Genomic DNA, 13,908 nt, shown 5'->3' on the forward strand with positions numbered 1-13,908 from the left:
AGAATTATGTTTTGTTCTTTGCAAATGTCCAAAAAGCATAAAAAAACCATTCGCACTTGTCGAATGGTTTTGTCTATAAAGTAATTTTGGATAATTACAGTCCGAAAGTCGTTTTCACCTGGTCAACGAAATCTAATTTTTCCCAAGTAAACAATTCAACAGTAACCGTTTTTTCGTTTCCACCTGGAGCAGAAAAAGTTTTAGTTACGGTTTCTGGCGTACGTCCCATGTGTCCGTAAGCAGCAGTTTCGCTATAAATAGGATTTCTTAATTTCAAACGTTGTTCGATAAAGTAAGGACGCATATCAAAAATAGCTTCTACTTTTTTAGCGATTTCGCCATTGGTTAAATTCACTTTTGATGTCCTGTATGTGTCAATAAAAATACCCATTGGTTTTGCAACACCAATTGCATAAGAAACCTGTACTAAAATTTCATCTGCAACACCCGCTGCAACTAAGTTTTTAGCGATATGACGTGTAGCATATGCTGCACTTCTGTCTACTTTACTTGGGTCTTTTCCAGAGAATGCACCACCACCGTGAGCACCTTTTCCACCGTAGGTATCCACAATGATTTTTCTTCCTGTAAGCCCAGTATCTCCGTGAGGTCCTCCAATTACGAATTTCCCGGTTGGATTGATATGGTATTGAATTTTATCGTTGAATAAATGAGCATGTGTTGGATTTTTTGCAATAATCCTTGGAATCAATATTTCAATGATGTCTTTTTTGATTTTTGCAAGCATTGTTGCTTCTTCGTCAAAATCATCATGTTGTGTCGAGATTACAATAGCATCGATACGAGTTGGCTTATTGTCGTCACTATATTCTAAAGTTACTTGTGATTTTGCATCAGGACGCAAATAAGTAATTTCGTTATTCTCACGTCTTAAAATAGCTAATTCTTGCAATAATTTATGTGATAAATCAAGTGCCAATGGCATATAATTCTCCGTTTCATTAGTGGCATAGCCAAACATCATTCCTTGGTCACCAGCTCCTTGATCTTCAGGATTTGCTCTGTCAACACCTTGATTGATATCAGCAGATTGTTCATGAATGGCAGAAAGGATTCCACAAGAATTGGCTTCAAACATGTATTCGCTTTTAGTGTAACCAATTTTTCTGATTACGTCACGAGCGATTTGTTGTACGTCTAAATAAGTGTTTGATTTTACTTCACCAGCCAAAATTACTTGACCAGTAGTTACTAAAGTTTCACAAGCTACTTTTGAGTCAGCATCAAATGCCAAAAAGTTATCGATTAACGCATCCGAAATTTGATCTGCAATTTTGTCTGGATGTCCTTCGCTTACAGATTCTGACGTAAATAAATAGGCCATAATAATTATTAGTTTAAAATTAAGCGAGAAAAAATAATTGCTAAAAAAGACTAAAGAAGAGTTTCTGCTTTAGCATTTTTTCTACTGAAAAATTTTCAGCATCCATAATGAATTCGTTTCATTATGAAGAGGTTGCAATCAGTTCAAATTTTTCCTCTTGTATTCGGGTGCAAATGTATGAAACCATTTTGAATTGCAAATTAATCTTAACTTTTTTTTGCTGTTAAAATATTTCCTGCTTTTTTGATCCATAAAAAAAAGAAAAGATTTGATTGGATTTTTTTTTTAAATTATTTGGATATTTAAATTATAGTTTGCATATTTGCTACAAGAAAGAAAACAAAGATGAAATTTAATGTGTGCAATATGTCAAAAGCCATTCAGGAAGAATCCTGCGGGTCGCTTATTGCTTAAATTTAAATTAAAAATTTATATAGCAAAAGCCTCCCGGATAACGGGAGGCTTTTTTTTTGAAATGCATCGGTTGTAATTTTTTAAACATAAAAAAAACAAGAATAAAATGAATACGTTAAATCAACAGAAAACAAATAATTCCAAGGTCAAAAATAACATTTGTGCCAATGCCATTATGTGTATTCATGTCTGTTGATTCCAAAAAGTATAAGTTTATAACACAACTTAAAAACCCTTTTGGATACGTATCTAAAAGGGTTTTTTCATTTATTCTGAATTTGTTTCAGAATCTATAATTAATTCAAAAGAAAAAAATAATAGCTAATATCTTAAAATTATGAGAACATTAAAATATTTCCCAAGAACCTTTCGGTTGCTAAAAAACTTTAGTTTCAGGAACAAAATAGAAAACAGTAGCGATTCAAAAAATGAATTGATCCATCCAAGATTTGAAATATCAAAAAACGATCCTTTAGCGCAAAAATTGGTGCCAAATTCTTTGCTTTTTCTAATGTATTCAAAGGAAAATGAAGAGCTTTTTATTTAAAAAATCGAATTTCAAAATCGATTTTGATTCCTTGAGATTGTTACCCAAAGCTGTTTTTTCGACGAAGTAGAAAATCCATATAATGGTACTATTCCTTCGTCGAAAAGGCAATTGTGAGTTGCTTTTCCAGATTGTTTTTCAATGAAACAATTAGAATCAATTCCTATAAAAATTTGTTTCTTAAAAAAAATAGTAGTTAATTTGTGCCTTTAAGTTCAGAACTGTATTGAAATGTTATAAAGAAAGGCAGAGGGATTAGACCCGATGAAGCCTTAGCAACCCTTCGATTTATCGAAGAAGGTGCTGCATTCTACCACATCATAATGTGGAAAGATAACACTAAGAATTCTCCTAGTTTACTTCTAGCTTTCTTTCTAATATTTCCAGACACAAATCAAAAAATCATAAAAGATTTGAAAATTGGAAAATAAACCAACACCTATTACATTACAAAATTTCACCACGGAAAGTGGGGCTTTTTATGCTACCTTAAACTTAAGTTTTCAAGTTTTTGGACCAGCTTTACATTCCGCTCCAATAGTTTTGGTAAATCATGCATTGACAGGAAATTCCCAAGTTGTGGGAGAGAGCGGTTGGTGGAATGATTTAATTGGTGAAAACAAAACCATAGATACAAATAAATACACGATACTGGCTTTTAATGTTCCCGGAAATGGTTTTGATGATACCGTCATTGAGAATTATTTGGATTTTAACACCAGAGATATTGCCAAAATTTTTATTCAAGGCATTCATTTTCTTAAAATCAAACAACTGTACGCTATTATTGGTGGATCAGTTGGTGGCGGAATTGCATGGGAAATAGCGGCTTTGGAACCTAAAATCACACAACATTTAATTCCCATCGCGACGGATTGGAAATCGACAGATTGGTTGATTGCCAATTGCTTTTTGCAGGAGCAAATTCTCAATAATTCTTCGAAACCTATTGAAGATGCAAGGATTCATGCAATGCTTTGTTATAGAACCCCAGAATCCTTCAAGTCAAAATTTCAGAGAACAACTAATGAAGAATTAGCCATTTTTAACATTGAAAGCTGGTTGTGTCATCACGGTGAAAAACTTCAAAAACGATTCCAACTGTCATCTTATAAAATGATGAATCAATTGCTCAAAACAATAGATATTACCCGAAATAGCGGGTCATTTGAAGAAATAGCATCCAAAATTGAAGCTGACATCCACATTATCGGAATCGATTCAGACTTGTTTTTTACGGTAAATGAAAATAGAGCGACTTATGAGGAATTAAAAAAACATAAAAATAATGTCACCTATCAAGAAATTGTTTCCATTCACGGACATGATGCTTTTTTGATAGAATACAAACAATTAGACAATTTGCTTGCCTCAATTTTTTAGGGGCGAAACCATATAAAAACATACACAATGAAAATATTAAAATTTGGAGGTAAATCTTTATCGAATGGCGAGGGAATAAACAAAGTAGTTGCCATTATTACTGATAAAGTAAATCAAGGAGAAAAAATTGCTATAGTGGTTTCGGCAAGAGGAAATGCTACAGATGAGTTGGAAGAAATTTTAGGAGTTGCCTCTAAAAATGGTAATTATAAAGTACTATTTGAAGATTTCAAAAAATACCAGCAAGACGATTACCAAGAAGTTGATTTATCAGAAGAATTTAATGTCCTTGAAAAACTTTTTGAAGGTGTAAGTTTAATTGGTGATTACAGTAGTAAAATTAAAGATCAGGTGCTTTCAAAAGGGGAGCTGCTTTCTGCAAAATTACTGACGGCTATTTTAATTAAAAATGGAGTAAATGCGCGTTTTGCAGATACAAGAGAATTAATTAAAACTGATTCAAAATTTGGAGACGCACAACCTTTGGAACAACTTTCGAAGAAAAACGTAATCAATTATTTCAAACAAAATAACGGAACAACCGTAAATGTGGTTACCGGTTTTATAGGTTCAAATAGCAAGAACGACACGACGACTTTAGGAAGAAATGGCAGTAACTATACCGCTTCATTGATTGCTAATTATATCGATGCCGAAGAACTGCAGAATTACACGCATGTTGACGGAATTTATACAGCCAATCCAGATTTAGTTCCTGATGCTAAAAAAATAGATCATTTGACTTTTAATGAGGCGAATGAGTTGGCTAATTTTGGAGCTACAATACTGCATGCCAAAACGATTATTCCTTTATTGGAAAAAAATATTCCGCTTCGTATTCTTAATACTTTCAATCACGAAAATAAAGGAACATTAATTACTTCTAATTCTAACAAAGAAGGAATTAAAACACTTTCAGTTCTTGAAAATGTGTCGTTGGTAAATCTGGAAGGAAGAGGACTGCTTGGGAAAACTGGTGTTGATGCCCGTATTTTTAGAGTGATGGGTGATAATGATATCAGCGTGAGTATTATTTCACAAGGTTCTTCAGAAAGAGGAATCGGTTTGGTAGTTGATGCCGATAAAGCGACAAAAGCAATGATTGAACTAGAGAAAGAATTCGAAAATGATTTCTACTCGAAGGATGTGAATAAAATCACGGTTACTGATAATGTTTCGGTGATTTCTATCATTGGGCAGGATTTGAGTACGTTCCATAAGCCTTACACGGCATTGATAAAAAATAAAATTGTCCCTATACTTTTCAATAACACGGTTACTGGTAAAAACGTGAGTTTAGTGGTTAAAAAATCACAGCTTCACAAAGCATTAAATGTGATTCATGGGGAGATTTTCGGGGTTTCTAAGAAAATTAACATTGCTATTTTTGGTCATGGATTAGTAGGTGGAACTTTGATTAACCAAATACTGGAGTCAGCTGCAGCTATTGAGAAAAGAAAAGATATAAAACTGAATGTTTTTGCAATTGCAAATTCTAAAAATGTGCTTTTAAATAAAAATAGCGTCACTCCAAATTGGAAAAATGAAATCCAGAATAATGGGTTTTCGTATACAATTGATGATGTTATCGCTTACGCAAATGAGCATCACTTAGAGAATTTAATTGCTATTGATAACACGGCAAGTGCTGCATTTGTAGAAAATTATATTCCTTTAATAGAGAATGGTTTCGATTTGATTTCTTCTAATAAAGTGGCAAATACATTAAGTTATAGCTTTTATAAAAAATTGCGAAAAGTATTAGCGGATAATCAAAAGAGTTATTTGTATGAAACCAATGTAGGAGCGGGATTACCACTGATTGATACGATAAAATTATTGCATCTTTCAGGTGAGAACATAACGAAAATCAAAGGCGTTTTTTCGGGCACATTGAGTTACTTGTTCAATAATTTTTCTGCAAAAGAGGTGCCGTTTAGTGAGATATTGAAAGAGGCTATTGATAATGGATATACGGAACCAGACCCAAGAGAAGATTTGTGTGGGAATGATGTTGGTAGAAAATTATTAATTTTAGCAAGAGAATTAGATTTGCAAAATGAATTTGAAGAAATCAATATTCAGAATTTAATTCCGGAGCATTTACGTGAAGGTGATGTTTCTGATTTTCTAAATAAATTAAAGGAATTTGATCCTATTTATGATAAAATTAAAGCGGAACAAAAACCAAATCACGTGTTGCGATACATAGGTGAATTATCAGGTGATTTGCAAAATGACAAAGGAAACCTGGAAGTGAAATTAGTTTCTGTACCTTCGGATACGGCATTAGGCGGATTGAAAGGTTCTGACTCTTTCTTCGAAATTTACACCGAATCGTATGGTGACAGACCAATTGTAATTCAAGGCGCAGGAGCTGGATCGGCAGTGACGGCGAGAGGGGTTTTTGGGGACATTTTGAGATTGTCGGATAAAGGGTAATGATTTAAGATTGCAGATTAACGATTTTTGATTTAAGATTTAAAAAAATTAAACAGTAATAATTCTCCAGTTTTGGCTCCCTCTCCTTTGGAGAGGGTCGGGGAGAGGAAAATAGATAACAATGAAAATAACACTTAACAGAATAAACGACAACTTTCACTTTGAATTGAAAAACGAAAGAGGTCATACCGTAAATGTGGATAGTCGTCCTGAATTTGGCGGGAATGATATGGGTGCAAGTCCAATGGAATTAGTATTGATGGGTGTTGCAGGTTGTAGCGCCATTGATATGATTTCGATTTTGAAAAAACAACGTCAAGAAATTACCTCTTTCAGTGCTGAGGTTGAAGGGGAACGCGTTCAAGTAGGAGAGGCAAAACCATTCAAGGATATTCATATTGTGTTTTATCTGGAAGGGCCAATTAATGAAGAAAAAGCCGCAAGAGCAGCACAACTTTCTTTCGAGAAATATTGTTCGGTTTCAAAAACATTGGAACCAAACGCAACGATACATTATAAAGTAGTTTTGAATAATAAATCATTATAGTTTAAATTAAAGTTGTTCGTGTTTATGATTCCAACAACTTTAAAACTTAAACTTTAAACTAAAAAATAAAAATGAACGAACAAGATTTTGGTTTTGAAACCCAAGCCATCCGTACCCAATTAGAGAGATCACAATATCAAGAGCATTCTGTGCCTTTGTATTTATCATCGAGTTTTGTATTTGAAGATGCCGAAGACATGCGTGCCTCTTTTACAGAAGAAAAAGAACGCAATATTTACAGCCGTTTCAGCAATCCTAACACAACTGAGTTTGTAGATAAAATTTGCAAAATGGAAGGCGCTGAAGCCGGTTATGCTTTTGCAACAGGAATGGCTGCGGTATATTCTACGTTTGCAGCTTTGTTGAATTCTGGGGATCATATTGTTTCTGCAAGTAGTGTTTTTGGTTCTACGCACGCTTTGTTTATGACTTATTTTCCAAAATGGAATATTGAAACCTCGTATTTTGATATTAATAAGCCAGAAACTATTGAGAGTTTCATTAAACCAAATACCAAAATTTTGTATGCCGAGTCTCCTACGAATCCTGCGGTTGATATTATTGATTTGGAATTATTAGGAGCAATTGCCAAGAAACATAATTTGATATTGATTATCGATAACTGTTTTGCAACACCTTATATTCAACAACCTATAAAATGGGGAGCACACTTAGTGGTACATTCAGCTACCAAATTAATTGATGGACAAGGAAGAGTTTTGGGTGGAGTAACAGTAGGAAGCGAAGATTTGATTCGTCAAATTTATTTATTTTCTAGAAATACAGGGCCAGCTTTATCCCCATTCAATGCTTGGATTTTATCTAAAAGTTTAGAAACATTGGTAGTTCGTGTCGAAAAACATTGCGAAAATGCTTTGAAAGTAGCCGAATTTCTAGAAAATAATCCGAATGTGAACAGCGTGAAATATCCGTTCTTGAAATCACATCCGAAATATGAAATTGCCAAAAAACAAATGCTTTTGGGAGGCAACATTATCGCTTTTGAAATTAAAGGAGGAATAGAAGCAGGACGACAATTTCTCGATAAAATAAAACTATGTTCCCTTTCGGCAAATATTGGTGATACGAGAACAATTGTAACGCATCCAGCCTCTACAACACACAGTAAATTATCTGTTGAAGAACGTTTGGCAGTAAGTATAACTGATGGTTTGGTACGTGTTTCAGTAGGTTTAGAAACAGTGAAAGATGTAATTGCTGATTTGGAGCAAGCGCTTTCATAAGGATATTAGATTTTAGAATGATGATTAATGATTGTTATAGATTGCAGATTTGTAATCCAATAACAATCATTAATTATCATTCATTATTTTTTATAGTTAAAAAGTATATTTTTGTCGTTACAATAAAGGCCTGTAGATTTTAGATTAGTTTGAAATCTGAAATCAAAAATCGTTAATCTTCAATCTTATATTTTTAATATGCTTTCAAAAAAGACTAAATACGGAATAAAAGCTTTGACTTTTTTGGCGCGCCAAGAAGATAAAACTCCTGTTGCTATTGCAGATATTGCAAAGGCAGAGCAAATTTCAATTAAGTTTTTAGAAAGTATTTTATTGCTTTTGCGTCATTCTGGTTTTCTTGGAGCGAAGAAAGGGAAAGGCGGTGGCTACTATCTTATCAAAGATCCAAAGGATATTAATATGGCAAAAGTGTACCGAATTCTTGAAGGTCCAATTGCTTTATTGCCTTGTGCCAGTCATAACTTTTACGAAAAATGCGACGATTGTAAAGATGAATCCTTATGCGCCGTTCGGAAATTAATGATGGAAGTTCGGGACAATACCTTAATGATTTTAGAAAATAATACCTTGGCAGATATTGCCTTTTAGGCCTATCCTGTTCTAAAAAAAAAGCTTAAAAAAATGACCTTTTTAGTGTGTTGATACACTAAAAAGGTCATTTTTTTAAGCTAATATGTTTAAAAATGAATTGTTGAACCACTTTTTTAATTCAATTTCAATTAAAAGATTTCGTCATAAGAGTTAAAAAACCAATTTATATCCCACGAAAAATAACATTATTGCAATGGCATTTCGAAGGAACAAATCAGGTACTTTTCCACTCAACATACTTCCTATAAAAATTCCGGGAAGGGATCCTATTAATAACTGTCCTAACAGCCCTAAATCTAAATTTCCCATTGAGGCATGTCCTATTCCTGCAACAAGAGTTAAAGGAACGGCATGGGCAATCTCGGTTCCAACTAATCTCGGAGTTGGCAAAAGTGGGTACAGGAAAAATAAAGTAACCGTACCTAAAGCACCAGCTCCTATCGAAGTCAGGGTCACGGTTGCTCCTAGCATTACGCCAATAGCGACAGTTAATACATTTTGAGTTTTACTCTGACTATGAAATTTATCACCAGCATGTTTTTGTGAAAAAACTAAGAGTTTCTTTTTGAATAAAATGGCTATCGAAGTAAAAAGTAGCGCCCAACCCAAACTGTATTTTATTACAGCATTTATAGTTGAAATGTCTGTTTTAATACTATTTAATATCCATAAAGTTAGTAAAGCTGCAGGAACACTGCCTAAAGTAAGCCAACCGGTGATGGACCAATTTATATTGCCTTTTTTATGATGTACAAACACACCACCTATTTTAGTAAAAGCCGCATACAATAAATCGGTTCCAACGGCAGTTGTTGGTGGAATACCAAACCATAATAAAATTGGAGTCATCAAAGATCCTCCTCCCACACCTGTTAAGCCTACTATAAAACCAACTACTAAACCTGCAACTACTAAACCGAATTGAAAATCCATGAAAGAAATTTTTTGACAAAATAACAATTATTTTTATAATTGTCCTATAGACAAGGTAGGGTTTATGGAATATATTTTAAAAAAGTAAAAATAAATCAATCTTCTTCTTAATAATGACAATTAAATAAATTTACAATCCCATTGAATTTGGTGGAAGCTTAATATTTTCTTCAAATAGTTTAAGTTCTCGCTTATAGAATGAAGTCGGTTACTTGTATCGCAAATTGAGTGACTCTTGGTAAAATGACAAATAAGTATTGAAACTAACTGATTCCAACTATTGAGTCTTTTAGGACGCTTTTTTAATGTGAAAAATCCAAATATTATTTTGTTATTTGTAAATAAGTAGTACCTTTGCGGAGTAATCTACTAAGCCGATAGGGTAATGGACATAGTTGAGGCCAAATTAGTTTTACATGGAAAATATGAATAAAGAATTGAAAATAAACAGTGGGGCATTAAAACCGGAAGTTTCGTTTACAAAACGTTTGTGGGTTATTATTCCTGTTGTTTTGTTAGTTGGGTTATTGTCAACATTGGTGTATAACCATTATGATGAATTTTCTTGGAATGGTTTTGTAGCTGGGTTTGACCAAGAGTTTTTAATATTTGTCTTAATTGGGATTTTTGCTCAATTAGTGGATGGAACTTTAGGGATGGGTTATGGAGCTACGTCAACATCTTTTTTATTAGCGTATGGAGTTTCACCAGCCATTAGTAGTGCTGGAGTTCATGTTGCTGAAATGTTTACAACGGGAGCGTCAGCCATTTCTCATCATAGATTTGGAAACATAAATAAAAAGTTAGTCAAAAACCTTTTAATTCCAGGGGTGATTGGTTCTGTTGTTGGGGCGTATTTATTGTCGGATGTAATTGATGGTGATGTAATAAAGCCTTTTATTGCAGTATATATGATTGCTTTGGCTGTTATAATTATTAGAAAAGCCATGAAAAAGAATATTATCAAAAAGAAAACAAAGCGCTTAGGTGTTTTGGCTACTTTTGGTGGTTTTATGGATGCTGTTGGAGGCGGCGGATGGGGACCGATTGTGACTTCAACATTGCTTGGACGAGGTCGAAATCCTCGTTATACTATTGGTTCTGTGAATGCTGCAGAATTTGCAGTTTCTTTTGCAAGTGGAATTACTTTTATGCTTTTTGGCGGGATACATGGTTGGCAGGTGATTCTGGGGTTGATTTTAGGAGGGGTGGCTGCGGCGCCACTTGCGGCTTATTTGGTTAATAAAATTCAAAGAAAGCCAATGATGATTGCGGTTGGAATATTGATAATTGTTTTGAGTTTAAAAACATTATCTAAATTTTTATAAAAGAGAAAAGAGATTATGAGTATAGCTATAGTTAATAGTTTGTTAGAAAAAACAAAAGATTTCTCCATTGAGGAAACACTTGCTTTTTTGGCTAATGAATACAAAGACAAAGTGGTTTTTTCAACTTCTTTTGGACAGGAAGACCAAGTGATAACGGCTTTAATTGCCAAAAATGATTTGCCAATTACCATTTTCACTTTGGATACAGGAAGAATGTTCCAAGAAACTTATGATGTTTTTCATAAGACATTGAAAAAGTATAAAATAGACATTAAAACCTATTTTCCGGAAGCGACTGCAGTAGAAGAATTATTGAATAAAAAAGGTCCAAACAGTTTCTACGAATCAGTTGAGAATAGAAAAGAATGTTGTTTTATTCGAAAAGTGGCTCCGTTGACTAAAGCATTAAAAGGGAATGAAATTTGGATTACCGGTTTGCGTGCAGAACAATCGGAAAACAGAAATGATTTGGCAGCCTTTGAATACGATGCCCATTTTAATATTATCAAATTTAATCCATTGTTGAAATGGACTTTGACCGAAGTTCAAAAATATATTGATGATAATAATGTGCCTCAAAACGCATTGCACAAAAAAGGATTTGTAAGCATTGGTTGCGCACCTTGTACCAGAGCCATAGCCGAAGGAGAAGATATCAGGGCGGGAAGATGGTCATGGGAATCAAGTCATAAGGAATGTGGTTTACACCAAAAATAAAAGTTTAATCGTTTAGACGAAAACAGATTAACAAAAAAATAAATTACCAAAAAAACAAAAAATGAGTTCAATATTAAAAACAAACGCTTTAGAAAGCGAAGCGATATACATTTTTAGAGAAGTTATTTCTCAATTTGACAAACCAGTTTTGCTTTTCTCTGGTGGAAAAGATTCAATTACATTGGTGCGTTTAGCACAGAAAGCTTTTTTTCCTGCTAAAATTCCTTTTCCATTGTTGCACGTTGATACAGGACATAACTTTCCGGAAACTATTGCATTTAGAGATAAATTGGTAGCTGAATTAGGATTGGAATTAATCGTTCGTAATGTTCAGGATGCTATAGATGAAGGGAAAGTTGTAGAAGAGTCTGGAAAATATTCTAGCAGAAACAGTTTGCAAACGACTACATTATTAGATGCTATCGAAGAATTTAAATTTGACGCTTGTATTGGTGGAGCTCGTAGAGATGAAGAAAAAGCAAGAGCCAAAGAACGTATTTTTTCTGTTCGTGATGATTTTGGTCAATGGGATGAAAAAAACCAACGTCCTGAATTATTTGATCTTTTGAACGGAAAAATTGAAAATGGTCAAAACGTACGTGTTTTTCCAATTTCGAACTGGACTGAATTAGATGTTTGGAGTTATATCGAACAAGAGCAAATAGAAATTCCATCTATTTATTTTTCGCATAAGCGTAAAGTATTTATAAGAGATGGTATGATTTGGTCACATTCTCCATTTGTATACCAAGAAGAAGATGAAGAAATCGAGGAAAGAATTGTTCGTTTTAGAACTGTTGGAGATATGAGTTGTACTGCTGCCGTTGATTCTTATGCAGCAACTATTCAAGAAGTGGTTGGGGAAATTAGATCTTCAACTATTTCTGAAAGAGGAGCCAGAATTGATGATAAACGTTCTGAAGCTGCAATGGAAAAAAGAAAACAACAAGGGTACTTTTAGAATCCCCACCCCAGCCCTCCCCGAAGGGGAGGGAGCCATAACGGATAAAAATTATCCAATTGGTTAAGGGTTTGGAGAAAAAAAAATCGAATAAAAAAGTGAAATTTTAATTAAAAAAACGCCAGACTCGGCTCCCTTCCCTTCGGGGAGGGCTGGGGAGGGGATAAAAGATATGGAAGTTTTAAAAATAGCAACAGCAGGAAGTGTAGATGACGGAAAAAGTACATTAATCGGAAGATTATTATACGATACAAAATCGTTGACTACAGATAAGATTGAAGCAATAGAAAAAAGCAGCAAACAAAAAGGATACGATTATTTAGATTTCTCATTGGCTACTGATGGTTTGGTTGCTGAAAGAGAACAAGGAATCACGATTGATGTGGCTCACATTTATTTTTCGACTGCCAAAAAAAGTTACATTATTGCCGATACTCCAGGTCACGTAGAATATACACGTAACATGGTTACCGGAGCTTCAACTTCACAAGTTTCAATTATTTTGATTGATGCTCGTAAAGGAGTTATTGAGCAAACCTACCGTCACTTTTTCATCAATAATTTATTGAGAGTAAAAGATGTGATTGTTGCGGTAAACAAAATGGATTTAGTTGATTATTCAGAAGAAGTATACAACAAAATCAAAGCAGACTTTCAGGCATTAAATGCAAAAAGTGCTTTCAAAGAACAAAATGTAAGTTACATTCCGTTAAGTGCAATCAATGGTGGTAATGTTGCCGATAAATCGGAGAATATGCCTTGGTACACAGGACAGACGGTTTTGGAGCATTTGGAATCTTTAGAACCAAATGATATCTACGAAAACGGAATCGCACGTTTCCCTGTGCAAACAGTAATCCGACCAAAAACAGAGGAATATCACGATTTTAGAGGATATGCCGGAAAATTATACGGTAACACTATTAAAGTTGGGGATGCCGTAACGGTACTTCCTTCTTTAACAGAATCTACAGTAACGAATATTCACTTTTTTGATAAACAATTTGATGAAGCTACGGCTGGTTCTTCTATCACTATCGAATTAGATAATGACATCAATGTAACCAGAGGTGATATGATTGTAAAATCAAATGAACTTCCTAAAATTGAAAAAGACATCACAACAACTGTTTGTTGGATGGACACTAAAAAATTAGTGGCAGGTGCAAAATATTATGTACAACACAATAGCAATAGAGTTTTGGCAAAAATTGATAGTGTAAAAAACGTAATCGCAACCGATTATTCTGGAACAACTCCAGCGACTCAATTAGCTATAAATGAAATTGGAGAAGTAACTATTAAATTGAGCAAAGCCATTTATTTTGATGCTTACACTGATAATAAATCTAACGGAGCTTTCATCTTAATAGATGCTGCAACAAACACAACAGCAGGAGTTGGTTTTATAAAATAATTTTTAGCTTTTGCTAAA

12 protein-coding genes and 1 riboswitch are annotated in these 13,908 nt (G+C 33.9%); of the genes, 9 read left to right on the forward strand and 3 right to left on the reverse strand.

What is annotated here, in order from left to right:
- Nucleotides 1-94: 94 nt before the first annotated feature.
- Entirely contained in the window at nucleotides 95-1,345 is a 1,251-nt protein-coding gene (gene metK / locus ACM55F_RS13725) for a methionine adenosyltransferase (RefSeq protein ID WP_416854377.1), read from the reverse strand.
- Between the two features lie 1,192 nt (nucleotides 1,346-2,537).
- A riboswitch (SAM riboswitch) is annotated at nucleotides 2,538-2,646 on the forward strand.
- An 80-nt stretch (nucleotides 2,647-2,726) separates the two neighbouring features.
- Between metK and ACM55F_RS13730 the strand changes: the two genes are divergently transcribed.
- From ACM55F_RS13730 to ACM55F_RS13750, 5 genes are all read left to right on the forward strand, one after another.
- Nucleotides 2,727-3,689, forward strand: a complete 963-nt coding sequence (locus ACM55F_RS13730) for an alpha/beta fold hydrolase (protein ID WP_416854378.1) — start codon at nucleotides 2,727-2,729, stop codon at nucleotides 3,687-3,689.
- A 27-nt stretch (nucleotides 3,690-3,716) separates the two neighbouring features.
- On the forward strand, nucleotides 3,717-6,131 hold the full coding sequence (gene thrA, locus ACM55F_RS13735) for a bifunctional aspartate kinase/homoserine dehydrogenase I (protein ID WP_416854379.1): 2,415 nt from the start codon (nucleotides 3,717-3,719) through the stop codon (nucleotides 6,129-6,131).
- A 121-nt stretch (nucleotides 6,132-6,252) separates the two neighbouring features.
- On the forward strand, nucleotides 6,253-6,678 hold the full coding sequence (locus tag ACM55F_RS13740; protein WP_416854380.1) for an OsmC family protein: 426 nt from the start codon (nucleotides 6,253-6,255) through the stop codon (nucleotides 6,676-6,678).
- 71 nt (nucleotides 6,679-6,749) lie between these two features.
- Nucleotides 6,750-7,922: a trans-sulfuration enzyme family protein gene (locus ACM55F_RS13745; protein ID WP_416854381.1), complete on the forward strand. Its 1,173-nt coding sequence runs from the start codon at nucleotides 6,750-6,752 to the stop codon at nucleotides 7,920-7,922.
- A gap of 198 nt (nucleotides 7,923-8,120) precedes the next feature.
- A complete protein-coding gene (locus ACM55F_RS13750) occupies nucleotides 8,121-8,531 on the forward strand; it encodes an RrF2 family transcriptional regulator (RefSeq protein ID WP_416854382.1) in 411 nt (136 codons plus the stop codon).
- 153 nt (nucleotides 8,532-8,684) lie between these two features.
- Here ACM55F_RS13750 and ACM55F_RS13755 read toward each other — a convergent pair whose 3' ends face one another.
- Nucleotides 8,685-9,467, reverse strand: coding sequence for a sulfite exporter TauE/SafE family protein (locus ACM55F_RS13755; protein ID WP_416854383.1), 783 nt, complete (start codon nucleotides 9,465-9,467; stop codon nucleotides 8,685-8,687).
- A gap of 120 nt (nucleotides 9,468-9,587) precedes the next feature.
- Nucleotides 9,588-9,833 (reverse strand): DUF4372 domain-containing protein, encoded by a 246-nt coding sequence (locus tag ACM55F_RS13760; RefSeq protein WP_416854431.1) that lies wholly within the window; start codon nucleotides 9,831-9,833, stop codon nucleotides 9,588-9,590.
- Between the two features lie 50 nt (nucleotides 9,834-9,883).
- Here ACM55F_RS13760 and ACM55F_RS13765 point away from each other — a divergent pair, with 50 nt between their 5' ends.
- The 4 genes from ACM55F_RS13765 to ACM55F_RS13780 all read left to right on the forward strand — a co-directional run bounded on the left by ACM55F_RS13765 (nucleotide 9,884) and on the right by ACM55F_RS13780 (nucleotide 13,890).
- Nucleotides 9,884-10,795 (forward strand): sulfite exporter TauE/SafE family protein, encoded by a 912-nt coding sequence (locus ACM55F_RS13765; protein WP_416854384.1) that lies wholly within the window; start codon nucleotides 9,884-9,886, stop codon nucleotides 10,793-10,795.
- A gap of 15 nt (nucleotides 10,796-10,810) precedes the next feature.
- Nucleotides 10,811-11,512 carry a phosphoadenylyl-sulfate reductase gene (locus tag ACM55F_RS13770; protein ID WP_416854385.1) on the forward strand — a complete coding sequence of 234 codons (702 nt, stop codon included), beginning with the start codon at nucleotides 10,811-10,813 and terminating at the stop codon, nucleotides 11,510-11,512.
- Between the two features lie 61 nt (nucleotides 11,513-11,573).
- The gene (gene cysD, locus ACM55F_RS13775) at nucleotides 11,574-12,473 is read left to right on the forward strand and encodes a sulfate adenylyltransferase subunit CysD (RefSeq protein WP_039110818.1); all 900 of its coding nucleotides are present in this window, start codon (nucleotides 11,574-11,576) and stop codon (nucleotides 12,471-12,473) included.
- A 172-nt stretch (nucleotides 12,474-12,645) separates the two neighbouring features.
- Nucleotides 12,646-13,890, forward strand: coding sequence for a sulfate adenylyltransferase subunit 1 (locus ACM55F_RS13780; RefSeq protein WP_416854386.1), 1,245 nt, complete (start codon nucleotides 12,646-12,648; stop codon nucleotides 13,888-13,890).
- Nucleotides 13,891-13,908: the final 18 nt, after the last annotated feature.

Origin of the sequence: Flavobacterium melibiosi (genome assembly GCF_048158545.1) — a bacterium.
Lineage (GTDB): Bacteria > Bacteroidota > Bacteroidia > Flavobacteriales > Flavobacteriaceae > Flavobacterium > Flavobacterium melibiosi.